The 18,932-nt window shown below is 60.8% G+C and carries 17 protein-coding genes; all 17 read right to left on the bottom strand.

Features of this window, described 5'->3' with window-relative positions:
* Positions 1 to 1,782: phospholipase D-like domain-containing protein (locus AC07YV_RS01505; protein WP_102699412.1), on the bottom strand; the 1,782-nt coding region annotated here is incomplete at its 3' end.
* Positions 1,783 to 1,784: 2 nt separating this feature from the next.
* Positions 1,785 to 4,661: a type VI secretion system Vgr family protein gene (locus AC07YV_RS01510; RefSeq protein ID WP_102699413.1), complete on the bottom strand. Its 2,877-nt coding sequence runs from the start codon at positions 4,659 to 4,661 to the stop codon at positions 1,785 to 1,787.
* Between the two features lie 35 nt (positions 4,662 to 4,696).
* The gene (locus AC07YV_RS01515) at positions 4,697 to 5,776 is read right to left on the bottom strand and encodes a hypothetical protein (RefSeq protein WP_102699414.1); all 1,080 of its coding nucleotides are present in this window, start codon (positions 5,774 to 5,776) and stop codon (positions 4,697 to 4,699) included.
* A gap of 9 nt (positions 5,777 to 5,785) precedes the next feature.
* Positions 5,786 to 6,112, bottom strand: coding sequence for a PAAR domain-containing protein (locus AC07YV_RS01520; protein ID WP_494990263.1), 327 nt, complete (start codon positions 6,110 to 6,112; stop codon positions 5,786 to 5,788).
* Positions 6,113 to 6,556: 444 nt separating this feature from the next.
* Positions 6,557 to 6,949 (bottom strand): DUF2802 domain-containing protein, encoded by a 393-nt coding sequence (locus AC07YV_RS01525; RefSeq protein ID WP_102699415.1) that lies wholly within the window; start codon positions 6,947 to 6,949, stop codon positions 6,557 to 6,559.
* The gene (locus AC07YV_RS01530) at positions 6,950 to 7,435 is read right to left on the bottom strand and encodes a chemotaxis protein CheW (protein ID WP_007980742.1); all 486 of its coding nucleotides are present in this window, start codon (positions 7,433 to 7,435) and stop codon (positions 6,950 to 6,952) included. It lies immediately after the preceding gene.
* Between the two features lie 73 nt (positions 7,436 to 7,508).
* On the bottom strand, positions 7,509 to 8,444 hold the full coding sequence (locus AC07YV_RS01535; protein WP_102699416.1) for a CheW domain-containing protein: 936 nt from the start codon (positions 8,442 to 8,444) through the stop codon (positions 7,509 to 7,511).
* Positions 8,445 to 8,570: 126 nt separating this feature from the next.
* Positions 8,571 to 9,359, bottom strand: a complete 789-nt coding sequence (locus tag AC07YV_RS01540; RefSeq protein ID WP_007980740.1) for a ParA family protein — start codon at positions 9,357 to 9,359, stop codon at positions 8,571 to 8,573.
* Between the two features lie 43 nt (positions 9,360 to 9,402).
* The gene (motD, locus tag AC07YV_RS01545) at positions 9,403 to 10,293 is read right to left on the bottom strand and encodes a flagellar motor protein MotD (protein ID WP_008052273.1); all 891 of its coding nucleotides are present in this window, start codon (positions 10,291 to 10,293) and stop codon (positions 9,403 to 9,405) included.
* Positions 10,294 to 10,305: 12 nt separating this feature from the next.
* Positions 10,306 to 11,046 (bottom strand): flagellar motor protein, encoded by a 741-nt coding sequence (locus AC07YV_RS01550; protein ID WP_007980738.1) that lies wholly within the window; start codon positions 11,044 to 11,046, stop codon positions 10,306 to 10,308.
* Positions 11,046 to 12,176, bottom strand: a complete 1,131-nt coding sequence (locus AC07YV_RS01555) for a protein-glutamate methylesterase/protein-glutamine glutaminase (protein ID WP_102699417.1) — start codon at positions 12,174 to 12,176, stop codon at positions 11,046 to 11,048. The genes AC07YV_RS01550 and AC07YV_RS01555 overlap by 1 nt, the downstream gene beginning before the upstream one ends.
* Before the next feature lie 48 nt (positions 12,177 to 12,224).
* Positions 12,225 to 14,513, bottom strand: coding sequence for a chemotaxis protein CheA (locus tag AC07YV_RS01560; RefSeq protein ID WP_102699418.1), 2,289 nt, complete (start codon positions 14,511 to 14,513; stop codon positions 12,225 to 12,227).
* 46 nt (positions 14,514 to 14,559) lie between these two features.
* The gene (locus AC07YV_RS01565) at positions 14,560 to 15,348 is read right to left on the bottom strand and encodes a protein phosphatase CheZ (RefSeq protein WP_102699419.1); all 789 of its coding nucleotides are present in this window, start codon (positions 15,346 to 15,348) and stop codon (positions 14,560 to 14,562) included.
* A 21-nt stretch (positions 15,349 to 15,369) separates the two neighbouring features.
* On the bottom strand, positions 15,370 to 15,741 hold the full coding sequence (locus AC07YV_RS01570) for a chemotaxis response regulator CheY (RefSeq protein ID WP_003183998.1): 372 nt from the start codon (positions 15,739 to 15,741) through the stop codon (positions 15,370 to 15,372).
* A gap of 167 nt (positions 15,742 to 15,908) precedes the next feature.
* Positions 15,909 to 16,649 carry an RNA polymerase sigma factor FliA gene (gene fliA, locus AC07YV_RS01575; protein ID WP_007894214.1) on the bottom strand — a complete coding sequence of 247 codons (741 nt, stop codon included), beginning with the start codon at positions 16,647 to 16,649 and terminating at the stop codon, positions 15,909 to 15,911.
* Positions 16,646 to 17,476 (bottom strand): flagellar synthesis regulator FleN, encoded by an 831-nt coding sequence (gene fleN / locus AC07YV_RS01580; protein ID WP_102699420.1) that lies wholly within the window; start codon positions 17,474 to 17,476, stop codon positions 16,646 to 16,648. The genes fliA and fleN overlap by 4 nt, the downstream gene beginning before the upstream one ends.
* 116 nt (positions 17,477 to 17,592) lie before the next feature.
* Complete coding sequence (gene flhF, locus AC07YV_RS01585) at positions 17,593 to 18,921, bottom strand: flagellar biosynthesis GTPase FlhF (RefSeq protein ID WP_102699421.1); 1,329 nt, start codon at positions 18,919 to 18,921, stop codon at positions 17,593 to 17,595.
* Between the last annotated feature and the right edge of the window lie 11 nt (positions 18,922 to 18,932).

The raw sequence follows: 18,932 nt of genomic DNA on the forward strand, positions 1-18,932 counted from the left end.
CCCCGTATGCACCCCAAACAAATGCTCCCTCAACGGCCTAGTCACCGCCGGATCCTCAATACAAATATTCAACTCACTGTCCACCTGCATGCTGCGCGTATTGATGTTCGCGGATCCCAACGTGGTGAACACGTCATCGACAATCATCAACTTGCTGTGCACATACACATCCATCCAGTTTTCTGGCGGGGAATCAGGTGCCACCAGGGTACAAATGTGCACTTTCAGGCCGGGGATTTCCGTGGGTGAAATGACGGACTGGTTCTTCTGGGGAAATTCATTTTCAAGCTGCGCCACTCTGGCGCGTGCGCGCTCCAGCTTTTCTTTCAAGGTTTCGTAGTACCGGGCCGCCGCCGGGTCATGATCGGTATCGCGTTGATCCTTGAAGATGCGTGCGTTGATGGATGCCAGGCGCTCGGCCAGCCTGGCTTGCGCAAGTTCGGCCAGTAAACCGTCACGCCGCTCGTCCTTGGCGACACCCGGCATCAGCTCCGGACGGCCCAACTGCTTCAACATGCGGAACGTATTGACGGAGCCATCGCCCATGGCCTCGCTGGAGGAGTTGGTCACGACGAACAGATACACCGGCCCGTCTTTTTCAAGATCGCGGCCCCCATTGAGCAGGTTTTGCACGACGCTCTTGATCTTGTCCGCCAGCGGTGGCCAGCGAAAGTACTGGTTCTCGATGTAGATGAATCGGGTCGTGTTGTTGACGGCCTTCAGGTAGACCTTTTCGATGTCGCGGATGTCTTCCTGGCTTTGGGTCCTGAGTATCTGCGCCATGACGGGAGGGCCAAAGCCTGGGCGCACGCGCAGTTGTCCGGCGATGTGCTGGCGAGGGCCCAGCAGGTCGATGCGGGTTTCTTTTTTCCAGGCGGTGCAGAAGTTGTCGTTCAAAAACTCAAGCACCGGCCCGGTCACTCGGCTGGAAATGTCCTGCCGGGGTGTTTCGCCGTTGCGCCCGAACTGCGCCTGGAGTCGAGCATGTCCGTGATGATCATCGTCCCAATAGGCATCCAGCGTGTTGTGCCCCATCACGAACCCGACGGCGACCTCTGGTTGCTCGTAGTCCACCAGCACCATTTTCTGGTGGTGGCTCGGCTCGGCAACCATCGCCACCGAACTCATGATTTTGTTGATCGTGTCACGATCCTTGTCGAGTGCCTTCCAGTTCAGCCGCCAGGCAATTTCTGCGCGATCCAGCAAGCCGAAGTCGCGCGTGACGAATTCGATGTTCTTGATGCCCAGAGAGGGATCGTTACCCCATCGCATCAGGCGAAAGAAACGCTGGCCCAGCTCGATGGGGCCGGTTTCGGCGCCCGTGTAGGCCAGCCGGACCTGGCGATACCACAACTTGTCATATTCGATTTGTGCACCGTTGCGGTTCTGCTTGAATCTGCCAGACCAATTGGAGACGTTGTCGCCGGGTGTCGGGTTCTCCGAAGTCTGGGCGACACGCAGCGTGTCGTACCAGCACAGGATTCGGACCTGAACCCCTTCATGGGCTTTCTTGATCAGCAGATCGCCAATGCACAGCGAACGGGTATCGCCCCGCTTGAAGTACATCGACGGCTGAAAACCCCAACAAATGATTTCCACGCTGTTTTTGGCGGTCATGATGGCGTCATAAACCGCGCCAAAGGCGCGCTCGCCGTTCACCAACGGCTCGAAGGTGGCGGGCACCGGGTCGTATTCGGTGCACTGCACGAACCATGGCAGGTTGAGCTGGCAGGAGGTGGTCTTGCTCGTGGCGATCGGGACTGTGATCGTGGGCAGGGTCATCTTCAAGCCTCCGCTTCTGGAGTATTCAGTTGGGTGTAGGCCATGCGGAACCGGCTACGGCTATCCCGCGGTGTATCCTCAGGTTGAGGCCGGTGCTCATGGCGATGGAAACCCTGGTTGGCCCGTTCGGCATTGCCCGGCTCTCCCAGGTAGTCGCCGCCCACCGGCACCTCGTAGCTGACGCCGTTGGCCAGTTCGATGTGATAACGGGTGGTGGTGACGTGATGGTCGACAGCGATCCGGCCACTGGCGTCCATGACACCGCTTGCGGCCTGAACCCCATTGGCAAAGAGTGTGTAGGGCATGCCCGCCCACGACTGAAAACCTGCTGCACTGCTTTGCCCGACCGCCAACATCAGTGACTGCCTGGCCGAGCCTGCCGGCCAGGCCGGGTTATCGCGGTTAAGTTGTGCCGGGCCCCTGAAGGACCTTTTCAAGCCCCTTACATCAACGGTGCCGGGCGCATGGATGTCGATGTTGCCGTCCTTGATGCGGATGTAGGCGCCACCGCTGGTCAGCAGGATTTCATCCTGAGCGGCAATCTCGACGGAGCGCGCGGTCGAAGTGATACGCACGCTGTCCCGGGCTGTGAGCTCGATGGCATCGCTCTGTGCCTGTATTTCTATCTTGCCTTTGGCCGCAAACAGCCTGGCGCCCGCGGCCTTGGCGAACAGGCTGATGCCTTGAGCAACACTGGCCAGCAATGACGAGCCGCCGGCAAGGTTGATGTCCTCTCCGCTCGACAAGGTCAACTGCTTGCCGCTATGGACGTGGGTATTTTGCGGCGTCGCGGTGACGATGTCGGCGGGCGCTGACGCGATCAACAACGGCTTGTGAAAGCCGGCCGTACGGCCACGGCCACCCGTACTGATCGCCGCATCGGTATCGCCGCCATTGCGTGGTTGTCGTTGAGTACTGGTGAGAGGTTTGCCCTCGCTGCCATAGTCCAGCCGAGTGTCGATATCAAGCTGATCGAGGCTGTCGACACTGCCCTGCATCGGCAGGGCGTTGTGCTGGTGAGCGGCCTCGGACAATGCCTTGACCCGCGCTTGTGCGTTCGTCAGTTGCGTCCGGGCTTCCTGGACATCGACCTGGCCACCTTGCGCCTTGGTGCGTGGCCAGGTGCTGAGATACAAACCCTGCTGCGCGCGCAGGGCACCGTAGGCATCGGTGCGCAACTCAAAGCCCGTGCCCCGCAGGGCGCCACGCTGATTGCCCTGCTGGTCGATCAGATAACCGAGGTTCAACTGGCTGTGGCCATGGCTGCTATGGATCTGGGTCCGTACCTGGCCGGTGGAGTCGTCCATCACCCATTGGTTGTAGCCGAGCCCCCTGATCTCCTGGCTCTTGTAACCACTCATCAACCCGCTCGAGTGCCAGGCGGGCTTGTGTCCGCCATAGACCTGCCCCATCACCAATGGGCGGTCGATGTCGTTGTCGAGGAACGTCACCACGACCTCTTCCCCCGAACGTGGCACGTTCACGCTGCCCCAGCCCTCGCCACTGCTGGCCTGCATCATGCGCAGCCAGCATGAGCCCAGTTCGCCATCCTTGAGCAGTCGGTCCCAATGAAAGCGTACGCAGATACGGTTGAGATTGTCGGTAAAGACCTCACGACCGCTCGGGGCCACAACGACGGCGGTTTGCGGGCCAGGGTTGGCCGGTTTGGCATGGGTGAAAGGGCTGCGATAAGCAATGTCCAACCGCTGGGTTTCAAAGCGATTCTGGTAAAAGCCTTCGTTAGCCACCTCGAGCATCGACTGACGCTGTTCGGACTCGAAAAGCGCTTTCAGGCTGCCGGGCGGGCTGACTCGCTGCGTGCCGACCGGCAGGTTGCTCTGGGCAAAGAACTCGACCGCAATGATCAGGAACTGGCGTTCCTTGGGTGTCTTGAATTCATACAATGGATGTTGGGTCAGCTCGAAACCATGACCGGGTTGCATCTGTCGCACGCCACCTTGTCCATGGATGCGTCTGGCAGCCGACTCGTCCTGCTCGATCTGCACACGGCTCAGCCAGTCGCCACGGTCCGGGTTTTGCCAGGCATATTGCCCACGGTATTGATAACGTTCGAGATCGGGCGGCGCCGAGGATGCAGGCAGCGCCGGAGTTCGCGTGATTTGTGATCGGGCATGACAGAGGTAGTCGCTGCTGCTCGATTGCACCACGCCATTGAGTAATCGGGCACCCGGGCTCCATTGAGTAATGCTGTCTTGCCGGTCAGCGGCCTGTTGCGTATGAAAACGCAAGGCCGATGGGTTCAAGGTCGGTAAAAGCATGGCGCTGTCAGTGAACACGATGCAGTGGCTATCGTGCGCATGCTCCACGTACCAGAACAAACCTTCCTGTTCGCACCAGCGCTGCACGAAATGGGCATCGGTCTCGTTGAACTGGGTGACGTAGGACAGCAGCGGATATTCCCGTGACAGTTCGAAACGGTACGCGCCACGCGCCTGGCTATAGTGCTGGAATACCTGGGCGAGGATGTCGGGAAGGCTCACCTCCTGCCAGATCCGGCAATCCACACGGTACTCCAGCAGGCTGAACCAGGGAGCGAAGACCAGTTGCCAGTCGTCCAGACCGCCGTCACTTCCCAGGTAGCGCACGCTTTCCACCCAGCCATGCCTGGGGCTCAAGTTACCGTCGTCCAGCTTGATGCTCAGTTGCACCGCCTGACCAATGAGCTGTTCCGGGTCGAACACCGTGGCCTGGTTGATCACGTCAACCGTGTAGCGAGGCACCCGGCCCAGTTGCTCCCGGGCATGGGCGCGCAACGCGAACAGCTCCTGCCCTAGGGGTGTCGTCAGTTGCAACAGGCGTCCAGCCTGGCTCAACGGCTGGACAAACGTGGCCAATGCGGCGTCTGTGATTGAATTCACCGTTCAAACTCCCTGTATTTCAAGTCCATGAGGCTTCAGCCGATCAGCCAGCCCCGAGTCTGGTCGGATAACGTGCGATCCAGTATCCACACGGCGCAGCCAGGTTCAGCGCTTGCGGTCAGCCAGGCGAGGGCGATTTGCACCCATTGCCCGGTCGAAGGTCCGAACCGGGCGCCAATTGTGTTGAGGCGAACCTGGTGCTCGAGGTCCAGGCCTGGCAAGAAACGCCGGGCGTATTCGTTGAGCTGAGTGAGGCGGTTGTCACCGAGTGCGCCCTCCCCGATCAGCACGCTGACTCGCGCCGGATCGATGGCCGTGCGCTCGCACAGCTTTGCCATCAAGAGTTCGAGGGTTTGCGTGTCGGTACGCGCCTGTGCAGTGCGTGCCGGATGATCCAGCTGGATTGGCGCAAAAAGTTTCAAAGCACTGTCGGTCTGCGGGTCCGCAAACTTCGGCCGGCGACGCAGTAACACCGCGCTGACTGCTTCGCCGGCTATCTCATCAGGTATGCAATACGGCGCCTGCTCCTTGCAGCCCCACGTGTCCAGACTCAGGCACAACAGATCCTGCGGCCCGGCACTGTGACCTAGGACCTCGGGCAACCACTGCGCAGGGGCTTGGGTCTGCAGGTCAAAACCACGCAGTGGCATCAGCTCCCGAGGCCACAGGCTCACGGCTCGATCAATCCAGTCCATCGCTCCCACAGCGTCTGGGGCGAACAACACAACCTGGGTGTTCGACCAGTCGATTGAATCGCGCATTGTCGACGCCCATTTTTTCAGGGCGCCCTGCAGGATTTCACTGGAACGCCCCAGCGCCTCGACTGCCGGACGCGCTGCGGCGGGAGTGGCAAGACGGCGAATGGGCCGTCGCAGTCCGCGCGCATCAAGCAGGCGTGGGTCGTGAGAGAAGTCGGTACGCATCCCTGCCAGTTCGCTCACCGGCAACGGTGCGTCATAAGCGCCGCAAGGTAGCCAGACCCAGGCCCGCGCAATGCTGACGCAGCTGGAGGCGAAATCCCCCGAGGGAAATATCGCGTCCGCCAGACGTTGAGCCTCCTGCACCGCCAACCGCCGTTCGGAGATACGGTCGTAGATACTTCTTCGATATTCCATCTCTGTTCCTTAGAGAAGGCCTGTGTCCTCTTGCGTAGCTATCAACCTTGCACCGCAGGCAGTCAGGTCACCGTCACGAGCAACCGCCCTGTCATCGACCAGTAGTGTTTCATCACCACTTTCGATCATGCATTCCCCATGAGGGCACAAGACTCGATCTCCGATTCTCGCCACCGCGAAACCGTTGATATCCATCCAGGGCGATCCCTGACAAACACGCCCTCCATCAGAGGTCGGGTCGTCGATTACGATGATGGGGCGCAAAGTGACGTCCGTGATTGAAGAGGGAAGACTCGGCTCGCAGTCTGAAACCGAGGGCAAATACAAGAGCCGCACGGTACTGACGGAGGTCGACTGCCACAAGTCAGCGCTTTCCTCAAACCAAGTAGTCCGAGTCCCACGACCACGTAGGACGCGTCCCAGGTGCGATCCTGCGCGACATCACGAAGCGCCTGAACGTGAAAACGGATGTGTTGAGATTGCGGGCGGGGATGGCGCTGGGGGGGCAATGTTTCGCAGGAGCGTTATCCAACGATTTGCCGGGACATTGCGTTTGCGTGAAATCTGAAGGGGAAGTTTCCGGCGGGACAGGACCCGGATGCCCGATGGTGGAGAAGGACATCGCCGAACGCGGGGATGACTACTGAGCTTTTGAGGCCGCCTTCGCGAGCAAGCCCGCTCCCACATTCGGTCTTCTGTGAACACAAATTTTGTGTACGACATTGATCCAGTGTGGGAGCGGGCTTGCTCGCGAAAGCGATTTCAACGTGATAGCAAAACTCAGTTCTTGTGAAGCTTGCTCATCAACTCCGCCTCAGCCTGGGTCAAGCCACAGGACTGGGTCAGTTCGTTGACGCTGGCGCCCATCCCGACCAATCGTGCTGCCTGGGCAAACGACAGGCTGGTCGGGTCGCGCTGTTCCAGCTGAGCGAGTTTGTCCGGCAACGGCGCAACGATCGCCCGCAGTTCATGCAGGTCTTCGCCCATGCGCACGTTGCCGTTCTGGTAGTTGTCAACGCGTTTGCCCAGGTCCTTGATGCGCTGGTCGCGCTGCGCATCGCCCTGGGCCTGTTGCGCGGCGATCAGCTTCTGGGCGCGAATGTACGCCAGGAACATTGCCAGCGTGCCTGCCCAGAACAGGAACAGGACAATGACCGCAACCTCGAGAATCAATCAGATACTCTCCAGTTCCGACCATTCTTCTTCGCTCATCATCTTGTCCAGCTCGACCAGGATGAGCAATTCGTTGTTCTTGTTGCACACGCCTTGAATGAACTTGGCGGACTCTTCGTTACCCACGTTCGGCGCGGTTTCGATTTCCGACTGACGCAGGTAAACCACTTCGGCCACGCTGTCGACCATGATCCCGACAACCTGCTTGTCGGCTTCGATGATGACGATACGGGTGTTGTCGCTGATCTCGGCATTCATCAGGCCGAAGCGCTGACGGGTGTCGATCACGGTGACGACGTTGCCGCGCAGGTTGATGATGCCCAGCACGTAGCTCGGGGCACCCGGGACCGGGGCGATTTCGGTGTAGCGCAGGACTTCCTGGACGCGCATCACGTTGATGCCGTAGGTCTCGTTGTCCAGCTTGAAGGTGACCCATTGCAGGATCGGATCTTCGGAACCTTTTGCCGCCGTTGCCTTGTCATTCATACCCTGACCCCTCAAGAAACCGCCCTGGCGGTGTGTGTTCCGTGCAACGCCATCGAGTGACGTCGCCTGTTGTTTATTTGATGTTTGTCGGTTTGTGGTTCGGCTTGCTGCCGGACATGTGCTTTGCCCCGCCACTGGCGATCAACTCCGCCAGGGAGGCGACGTCGAGCAAGGCGCACATGTGTTCAATCACCGTGCCGGCGAGCCATGGCCGCTGACCCCGGTGACTTCTCCATTTGATTTCATTCGGGTCCAGTCGCAATGAGCGGCTGACCTGATGCACCGCCAGGCCCCATTCGTAGCCCTGGACCGAAATCACGTATTGCAGGCCCTGCTTGAAATCGTCGCGGTAACGGTCGGGCATGACCCAACGCGCGGTATCGAGCACCTTGAGGTTGCCGGCCTGGCTCGGCAGGATGCCCAGGAACCATTCCGGCTGGCCGAACAACGGCGTCAGCTCGTGACCGGCCAGGGAATAGATCGATCCCAGGCATACCAGCGGTACCGCCAGGGTCAAGCCGGCGACATCGAACAGCAGGCATTCGAAAGGCTCGGCGGCCCAGGACGGACGACCCTCGGTATCCACCGGTGGCGGCGTATTGCTCGGTGGCAGATGCACTTCGACGACGGGCGGTACCAGTACCTGAGGCTCCTCGATAACAGGAGTCTCCAGCACTTCGGCCTCTTTAATCGGCGCCACCAGGGTTTGCAATAACGGCGCAATGGTCGATACCGGTGCCAGAACGGGTTCCGGAGCATCGATCACGACGACGGAAGTCCTGGCCAAAGGCGCAGTCACCGCAGTGGCTGCCACCGCGATTTGCTGCGCATCCCGGGCCTGTTCTTCCAGCACGGCAGCCTGGAACTCGTCCAGCACGCCTTGCTCTTCGACGACGCTCAGCGCTTCGACAACCTCGGCCATCTCCTCGGTTGCGTCTTGCAGCAAGTTATCCAGATACGACTGCAACGCCAGTTGCGGGCGCGATGTTGTCTTTACCAGACGATTCATGAGCGCTCACCTGTAGGAGCGAGCTTGCTCGCGATGAACCTGAGAGCGCCACGGGGTGCCAGGTTTCCCGCGTCATCGTTGACGACCATCGCGAGCAGGCTCGCTCCTACAGGGATCGAGGTCATGTCACGCCACCTGCGCAACAAGTTGCGCCGCCAGCAGATGCTTGAGCAACGCACGGTAAGCGAGAACGCCACGGCTCTTGCCGTCGAACTGCGAAGGCGTCAGCCCGGCACGGCTGGCATCGCGCAGGCGCGTGTCCACCGGGATATAGCCTTGCCAGATTTCATCGGGGAACTTGTCGCGCAGCACGCGCAAGGTTCCGAGGGACGCCTGGGTGCGGCGGTCAAACAGGGTCGGCACGATGGTGAATGGCAATGCCTGTTTGCGCGAGCGGTTGATCATCGCCAGGGTGTTGACCATGCGCTCGAGGCCCTTGACCGCCAGGTGTTCGGTCTGCACCGGGATCACCAGTTGCTGGCTCGCCGCCAAGGCATTGACCATCAGCACGCCGAGCAAGGGCGGGCTATCGATCACGGCGTAATCGAAGTCCTGCCACAGTTGCGCCAGGCTCTTGGCAATCACCAGGCCCAGACCGCTCTGCCCCGGCGACTGGCGCTCGAGGGTGGCCAGCGCGGTGCTGGACGGCAACAGGGAAATGCGTTCGTCGCTGGTCGACAGCAACAGTTGGCCCGGCAGGCCTTGGGGCACGTTGCCCTTGTGCAGGAACAGATCGTAGTTGCTGTGTTCCAGGCTGTCGGGATCGTAGCCGAAGTAGCTGGTCATGGAGCCGTGGGGGTCGAGATCGACCACGACCACGCGCTTGCCCGCCTCGGCCAGCAACCCGGCTAAAGCGATGGAGGAAGTGGTTTTACCGACACCACCCTTTTGATTGGCGACTGCCCAGACTCTCATTCGGATTGTTCCTCCCGACCGAACGGATCGGCCGAGAAATAGCTCAACGTGTTAATGCGGGCGACGGAGAATTGACGGCGTTCTCTCGTACCGGCGACTTGACCGGGGTCGGTGCAGTTTGTGTGCCAGCACGCTTCAACGCGGCATCCGGTTGCGCATGGGCGGTTCCGGTACCGGTCAGGCTGCGACGAACATCGAGGTTGCGCGACACCACCAGCACCACGCGACGGTTGCGGGCGCGGCCTTCGGCGGTGGCGTTGTTGGCCACCGGCTGAAACTCGCCGTAGCCCACCGACGCCAGGCGACCGGGATTCACCCCTTGCATTGCCAGCATGCGCACGATGCTGGCCGAGCGCGCCGAGGACAGCTCCCAGTTGGTCGGGTACTGCGCAGTGCGGATCGGTTGATCGTCGGTGAAACCTTCGACATGGATCGGGTTGTCGAACGGCTTCAGGATCGCCGCGACCTTGTCGATGATGCTGAACGCGATGTCGCTGGGCATGGCATCGCCGCTGCCGAACAACAGGCTGGAATTGAGCTCGATCTCGACCCACAACTCATTGCCGCGCACGGTCATCTGGTTGGAGCTGATCAAGTCACCGAACGCCGCGCTGATGTCGTCGGCGATGCTCTTGAGCGGATCGCTGGCGCCGGAGACACCGGCATCGACCTGGTCACTGTCCTTGACCAGCGGCTTGGCCGGGGTCACGGTCTTCGGTCGCTCGTCACCGATGGGGATCGGCTTGAGCGCGCGATCGGAATCGGTGAAGACCCCGATCAGGGCTTCGGAAATGACCTTGTACTTGCCTTCGTTGATCGAAGAGATGGAGTACATCACCACGAAAAAGGCGAACAGCAAAGTGATGAAGTCCGCGTAGGACACCAGCCAGCGTTCGTGGTTGACGTGTTCTTCATGCTGGCGACGGCGAGCCATGAGCTTATTCCCTTAATCCATGAAGCCCTGAAGCTTCAACTCGATGGAGCGAGGGTTTTCACCTTCGGCGATCGACAGCAGTCCTTCCAGCAACATTTCGCGATAACGCGACTGGCGCAGTGCGATGGCTTTGAGTTTGGCGGCAATCGGCAGCAGCACCAGGTTGGCACTGGCCACGCCGTAGATGGTGGCGACGAAGGCCACGGCGATGCCGTTACCCAGTTGCGACGGATCACCCAGGTTGCCCATGACGTGAATCAGGCCCATCACCGCACCGATGATGCCGATGGTCGGCGCATAACCGCCCATGCTTTCGAAGACCTTGGCCGCTTCGATATCGCGGCTTTCCTGGGTGTAGAAATCCACTTCCAGAATGCTGCGGATCGCTTCCGGCTCGGCGCCGTCGACCAGCAGTTGCAGGCCTTTGCGAGCGTAATTGTCAGGCTCGGCGTCGGCGATGCCCTCAAGACCCAGCAGGCCTTCCTTGCGGGCGGTCAGGCTCCAGTTCACCACGCGATCGATGCCACCGGCCAGGTCGACGCGAGGCGGGAACAGGATCCAGGCGAGGATCTGCATGGCGCGCTTGAAGGCGCTCATCGGTGATTGCAGCAGCGCCGCGCCGATGGTGCCGCCGAGCACGATCAGCGCGGCCGGGCCGTTGGCCAGGGCGCCCAGATGACCGCCTTCAAGGTAATTGCCGCCGATGATGGCGACAAAGGCCATGATGATGCCGATCAGGCTTAGAACATCCATCAGATGCACGCCTCGACCAGGTGCTTGCCGATGTCGTCGAGGCTGTACACCGCGTCGGCGAGTTCAGCTTTGACGATGGCCATCGGCATGCCGTAGATCACGCAACTGGCTTCGTCCTGCGCCCAGATCGAACTGCCGCCCTGCTTGAGCAGGCGCGCGCCTTCACGGCCATCGGCGCCCATGCCGGTCAGGACGACCGCCAGAACTTTGTCACCGTAGGACTTGGCTGCCGAACCGAAGGTGATGTCCACGCACGGCTTGTAGTTGAGGCGCTCGTCACCCGGGAGGATTTTCACCGCGCCGCGACCATCGATCATCATCTGCTTGCCACCCGGCGCCAGCAGCGCCAGGCCCGGACGCAGGATGTCACCATCCTCGGCTTCCTTGACGCTGATGCGGCAGAGCTTGTCCAGGCGCTCGGCGAAGGCCTTGGTGAAGGCGGCCGGCATGTGTTGAACCAGCACGATCGGGGCCGGGAAGTTGGCCGGCAATTGGGTCAACACCCGTTGCAGGGCCACCGGGCCACCGGTGGACGTACCGATGGCCACCAGTTTGTAGTTTTTGCGTTTTGGCGCGGGCGACGACGTAGCGGGTGCATGCGTACGCACCGGGATCGGTGCCGGTGCCGGACGCGCGGGCGCGCTGCTGGTAAAACTGCCCACGCTGGAAGGCGCAGGCGTCGGCGCTGGCGCAGCGACGGGCGCCGGAGCGCTGTAGTGACTGACACGACGATTACTGCGCGAGATGCTGAGAATCTTCTCGCACAGCAGTTGCTTGACCTTCTCGGGGTTGCGCGAGATGTCTTCGAAATTCTTCGGCAGGAAGTCCACCGCACCGGCATCCAGCGCATCGAGGGTGACCCGGGCGCCTTCATGGGTCAGCGAGGAGAACATCAGGACCGGGGTCGGGCAGCGTTGCATGATGTGCCGCACGGCCGTGATGCCGTCCATCATCGGCATCTCGTAGTCCATGGTGATCACGTCGGGCTTGAGGGCCAGCGCCTGATCGATCGCCTCTTTGCCGTTGGTCGCCGTGCCGACGACCTGGATATTCGAATCCGCTGAAAGAATTTCCGAGACGCGGCGGCGGAAAAACCCCGAATCGTCCACCACCAGGACTTTGACTGCCATAAACACTCCATTAGATGGAGCGAGGCCAGGCGCCCCGCTCCACCAGAATCAAATACACCGTGTGGCGTAACGCTTGAGCATGCTCGGAACATCGAGAATCAGCGCGATGCGGCCGTCACCGGTGATGGTGGCGCCGGACATGCCCGGAGTTCCCTGGAGCATTTTGCCCAACGGCTTGATGACCACTTCTTCCTGGCCCACCAGTTGATCGACGACAAAGCCGATCCGCTGCGTGCCCACCGAAAGGATCACCACATGGCCCTCGCGCTGCTCTTCGTGAGCGGCGGAGCTGACCAGCCAGCGTTTGAGGTAGAACAATGGCAACGCCTTGTCCCGCACGATCACCACTTCCTGGCCGTCCACGACGTTGGTGGTCGACAGGTCGAGGTGGAAGATTTCGTTGACGTTCACCAGGGGGAACGCAAACGCCTGGTTGCCGAGCATGACCATCAGCGTCGGCATGATCGCCAGGGTCAGCGGCACCTTGATGACGATCTTCGAACCCTGGCCCTTGGCCGAGTAGATGTTGATCGAACCGTTGAGCTGGGAAATCTTGGTTTTCACCACGTCCATGCCCACGCCGCGACCCGACACGTCGGAGATCTCGGTCTTGGTCGAGAAACCCGGGGCGAAGATCAGGTTGTAGCACTCGGTGTCGCTCAGTCGATCGGCCGCGTCCTTGTCCATCACGCCGCGTTTCACCGCGATGGAACGCAGGACATTCGGGTCCATGCCTTTACCGTCATCGGAGATCGACAGCAGGATGTGATCGCCTTCCTGCTCGGCCGCCAGGATCACCTTGCCGCCACGGGCCTTGCCCGAGGCTTCGCGTTCTTCCGGTGATTCGATGCCGTGGTCGACGGCGTTGCGCACCAAGTGGACCAGCGGATCGGCCAGGGCCTCGACGAGGTTCTTGTCGAGGTCGGTTTCTTCGCCGACCAGTTCCAGGTTGATCTCTTTCTTGAGCTGGCGAGCCAGGTCGCGAACCAGGCGCGGGAAGCGCCCGAAGACTTTCTTGATCGGTTGCATCCGGGTCTTCATGACCGCGGTTTGCAGGTCGGCGGTGACCACGTCGAGGTTCGACACGGCCTTGGACATGGCTTCGTCGCCGCTGTTGAGACCCAGGCGGACCAGGCGGTTACGCACCAGCACCAGCTCGCCGACCATGTTCATGATCTCGTCCAGACGCGCGGTATCGACGCGTACGGTGGTCTCGGCTTCGCTCGCCGGTTTTTCTGCCGGTGGCGCGGCCGGGGCGCGGGCAGCAACCGGTGCGGCGGCTGCCCGCGCTTCGGCTGCCGGCGCTTCGGCTTTTGGCTCGGGGGCCTTGGCCACAGGTTTCGGCGCCGCCTTGGCTGCCGGTGCCGGTGCCGCAACAGCCGCGTTCGAACCGTTGGCCGCCGTCGCGGTGCCGACTTCGCTGAACTTGCCCTTGCCGTGCAATTCGTCGAGCAGCGCTTCGAACTCGTGATCGGAAATCAGATCGCTGCCAGCCGCCGCCGCGCTTGGGACAACAGGTGCAGGCACCGAAGCAATGGCCGACTCCAGCGCCTCGACAGCAAAGTTGCCCTTGCCATGCAACTGGTCGAGCAGTGCTTCAAATTCGTCGTCAGTAATATCGGAACTGTCGCCCGGCGCTTTCGGTGCTTCTGGCGCAGCCGGAGCCTGCGCAATCGCATCGACGGCAAACTGGCCTTTACCGTGCAACTGATCGAGCAACGACTCGAACTCGGCATCGGTGATTTCGTCGCTGGCAGCCGCATCGCTTGCGGGTGCCTCGCTTGCAGGTGCGTGGGCAACTGCCGGCGCCTCGGCCTGTGCCTTGACGGCATTGAGCGAGTCCAGCAATTGCTCGAATTCGTTATCGGTAATATCGCCTGAGTCGGCTTCAGCCACCGGCGCTTCAACCACGGCGGCAACAGGTGCAGCAACCTCTTCGTCAGCCGATTGCGGCTCGGCCAGACGGGCCAGCGCCGCCAGCAGTTCAGGTGTCGCCGCCGTGATCGGGCTGCGCTCGCGGACTTCGCTGAACATGCTGTTCACCGCGTCCAGCGCTTCGAGAACCACGTCCATCAATTCCGAGTCGACGCGACGCTCACCCTTGCGCAGGATGTCGAACACGTTCTCGGCGATGTGGCAGCACTCCACCAGCTCGTTGAGCTGGAGGAAGCCGGCGCCCCCTTTTACAGTGTGAAAACCGCGAAAAATTGCATTGAGCAAATCCGCATCATCCGGACGGCTTTCCAGCTCGACCAGTTGCTCGGACAGTTGCTCTAGAATCTCGCCGGCCTCAACCAGGAAATCCTGAAGGATCTCTTCATCGGCGCCGAAGCTCATCAGGGGGGTGCTCCTAAAGGTCTAAAAACCCAAAAAACCTGAAACTCTAAAATCCCAGGCTGGATAGCAAATCGTCCACATCGTCCTGACCGGACACAACGTCTTCTCTTTTATCGGCATGAATCTGCGGACCTTCACCCTGAGAGAGATGTTTTTGTGGATCTTTTTCAGCAAGCATCGCTTCACGGTCATGTTCGATGCCCGCAAAGCGGTCCACCTGACTGGCCATCAGCACGAGCTTGAGCAGGTTGCTTTCAACTTCGGTGACCAGTTGGGTCACACGCTTGATCACTTGCCCCGTGAGGTCCTGGTAATCCTGGGCGAGCAGGATGTCGTTCAGGTTGCCCGACACCGCGCGATTGTCCGTGCCGCTGCGCACCAGGAAGCCGTCGACCCGCCGGGCCAGTTCACGAAACTCTTCGGCACCGACTTCACGACGCATGAAGCGCCCCCAGTCCGTGCTCAAGGCCTGGGCTTCCTCCGCCAGGCTGTTGACCAGCGGCGTGGCATTTTCCACCAGATCCATGGTGCGGTTGGCCGCGGCCTCGGTCAGCTTGACCACATAACCCAGGCGCTCGGTGGCGTCGGTGATCTGCGACACTTCTTCGGCTTGCGGCATGTGCGGGTCAATCTGGAAATTGACGATCGCGCTATGCAGTTCGCGAGTGAGCTTGCCCACTTCCTGATACAGGCCGCGGTCACGGGTCTGGTTGAGCTCATGGATCAATTGCACCGCGTCGCCGAACTTGCCTTTTTCAAGGCTCTCGACCAATTCGACGGCGTGTTTTTTCAGGGTCGACTCAAAATCGCCCAATGAAGTTTCGTTATTGCCCATAGCTCCCCCGTGGCGCACTCATCAACCGATGCGTTCGAAAATCTTCTCGATTTTTTCTTTCAACGCCTGGGCCGTGAAGGGCTTGACCACATAGCCGTTAACGCCGGCCTGGGCCGCTTCGATGATCTGCTCACGCTTGGCTTCAGCGGTCACCATCAGCACCGGCAGGTGCTTGAGCTTTTCATCGGCACGCACGTGACGCAGCAGATCGATGCCGGTCATGCCCGGCATGTTCCAGTCCGTTACCAGAAAGTCGATGCTTCCGCTGTTGAGCACCGGAATGGCGGTAGTGCCATCGTCGGCCTCGACGGTGTTGGTGAACCCAAGGTCACGCAGCAGGTTCTTGATGATCCGCCGCATCGTTGAGAAGTCATCAACGATGAGGATTTTCATGTTCTTGTCCAATTCGACCTCCAAGCAGTCTTAAACGCGCCCAGCACCTGGACGCGCCATTTCAATCAATCCGGCAAAGCACTCAATGACTGTCTGGAGCACAACAGATCGGGACCGGCGCAGTTCAACACCACACCAGTCTCTTTCGCAGTGTCCCCACACTGCCTTCAGCGCGCTCGCCACTCCCCCAAACGCCCCCGCAAGCGGGCCGCGCACTGGCTGTGTAACTGGCTGACCCGAGATTCGCTGACCCCCAGGACCTCACCGATTTCCTTGAGGTTCAACTCTTCGTCGTAGTACAGCGCCAACACCAGTCGCTCACGCTCCGGCAAATTGGCAATCGCATCCGCCAGCGCAGCCTGGAAGCGTTCATCTTCCAGATCGCGTGACGGCTCGAGATGAGCACTCGCGCCATCCTCGTGCAGCCCTTCGTGCTCGCCGTCCTGCAACAGATCGTCGAAACTGAATAACCGGCTGCCCAGGGTGTCGTTCAAAATTCCGTAGTAATCGTCGAGACTCAATTGGAGTTCGGCCGCAACTTCGTGATCTTTAGCGTCACGGCCGGTTTTCGCTTCAATCGAGCGAATGGCGTCGCTGACCATGCGCGTATTGCGGTGAACCGAACGTGGCGCCCAGTCCCCCTTGCGCACTTCATCGAGCATGGCGCCGCGGATTCGAATGCCCGCGTACGTCTCGAAACTGGCGCCTTTGCTGGCGTCATATTTGGTCGACACCTCAAGCAGGCCGATCATCCCGGCCTGGATCAGGTCTTCGACCTGGACACTGGCCGGCAAACGCGCCAGCAAGTGGTAAGCAATGCGTTTAACCAGCGGCGCGTAACGCTCGATCAGCTCGTACTGCGCATCACGAGCCGATTTTTTGTAGAGGTTGTAACCGCTGGCTGTCATAGAACAGGTCCTGCTGTTTGCTGCACGAGACGCTCGACGAAAAACTCCAGGTGCCCGCGCGGGTTGGCAGGCAGCGGCCAGGTATCGACCTTCTGCGCGATGGCCTTGAACGCCAGCGAGCACTTGGAACGCGGGAAGGCCTCGTAGACGGCGCGCTGCTTCTGCACAGCCTTGCGCACGCTTTCGTCGTAGGGCACCGCGCCGACGTATTGTAGGGCGACGTCGAGAAAGCGATCCGTGACCTTGGTCAACTTGGCGAACAGGTTGCGCCCTTCCTGCGGGCTCTGGGCCATGTTGGCCAGGACGCGGAAGCGGTTCATGCCGTAGTCGCGATTGAGCAACTTGATCAAGGCGTAGGCATCGGTAATCGAGGTCGGCTCGTCGCACACCACCAGCAGTACTTCCTGGGCTGCGCGAACGAAGCTGACGACCGACTCACCAATGCCCGCAGCGGTGTCGATCACCAATACGTCGAGGTTGTCGCCGATATCACTGAAGGCCTGGATCAGGCCTGCGTGTTGCGCAGGGCTCAGATGCACCATGCTCTGTGTGCCGGATGCGGCCGGAACGATACGGATGCCGCCTGGCCCCTGCAGCAATACATCGCGCAGTTCGCAGCGGCCTTCGATCACGTCGGCCAGGGTACGTTTGGGTGTCAGGCCCAGCCGAACGTCAACGTTCGCCAGTCCCAGGTCGGCGTCCAGCAGCATGACGCGCCGGCCAAGCTCAGCCAAAGCCAGGGACAAGTTCACTGACACGTTAGTTTTCCCGACGCCACCTTTGCCGCCGGTCACCGCGATCACCTGTACGGGATGCATGCTGCCCATGTTATTTCTTTACCTTGTCTTGCATAGACGGAGGCCACATTACTGGCTGCGCGTTCACAAACGGAACAATGCATGGCAGACCATCGATGTAGGTACAAAAACGATTCATTATTACCTCAGCCAACCTGCTTGGTCGGGCTGTGGTAGATGTCAGCGAACATGTCAGCCATGGCTTCTTCGCTGGGTTCTTCCTGCATTTGCACGCTGACGGCGCGACTGACCAACTGATGACGGCGCGGCAGATGGAGATCATCCGGAATCCGCGGGCCATCGGTCAGGTACGCCACTGGCAGCTCATGACTGATGGCCAGGCTCAACACCTCGCCCAGGCTTGCCGTTTCATCCAGTTTAGTCAGGATGCAGCCAGCAAGCCCGCAACGCTTGTAACTGTGATAAGCGGCGGTTAGAACCTGTTTCTGGCTGGTGGTTGCCAGGACCAGATAATTTTTTGAGCGGATGCCACGACCGGCCAGGCTTTCGAGCTGCATGCGCAGGGCCGGGTCGCTGGCCTGCAGGCCGGCGGTATCGATCAGCACCACGCGCTTGCGCAGCAATGGATCCAGCGCCTGCACCAGGGACTGGCCCGGATCGACGTGGGTCACCGGCACATTGAGAATGCGCCCCAGGGTCTTGAGTTGTTCCTGGGCACCGATGCGGAAGCTGTCCATGCTCACCAGCGCAATGTTCTGCGCGCCGTACTTGAGCACGTAACGGGCAGCCAGCTTGGCCAGGGTGGTGGTCTTGCCCATGCCGGCAGGGCCGACCATGGCGATGACTCCACCCTCTTCCAGCGGCTCGACGTCCGGGGTAACGATCATGCGCGCCAGGTGCGCCAGCAACATGCGCCAGGCCTGACGAGGCTCCTGGATTTCGCTGATCAGTGCCAGCAGGTCGCGCGACAGCGGGCCAGACAGGCCAATGCGTTGCAGGCGACGCCAGAGGTTGGCCTGGTCCGGACGGCTGCCTTGCAGCTGGTTCCAGGCCAGGGACCCGAGTTGTACTTCCATGAGTTCGCGCAGACTGTTGAGCTCGAAGCGCATCGAGTCGAACGCGCGCGGGTCCACGCCACCGGACGCTGGTACAGCAGCTGGTGCGGGGCGACGGGGTTCGGCGTAGGTCGGTTCGATCAGCGGCTCGGCGGCGGTCAACGGCAAGCCGGCGAACAGCTGGCGGTTGGTTGCATTGTCGCTCTCGCCATCGCTGCGCAGGCTCAATTCGGCCTGGGCGGTGACGATCCGCGACTGAGTCTTGCGCAGCTCGTCCTCGAGCTCCATGTTCGGGACACGCGGCGCCAGCGCCGACAACTTGTAATCCAGTGCAGCCGTCAGCTCGACGCCCCCGGCAATCCGGCGGTTGCCGATAATGGCTGCATCAGCGCCCAGCTCATCGCGAACCAGCTTCATGGCCTGACGCATATCGGCGGCGAAAAAACGCTTAACTTGCATAAACCACTACC

Source organism: Pseudomonas sp. GW456-E7 (genome assembly GCF_059424105.1).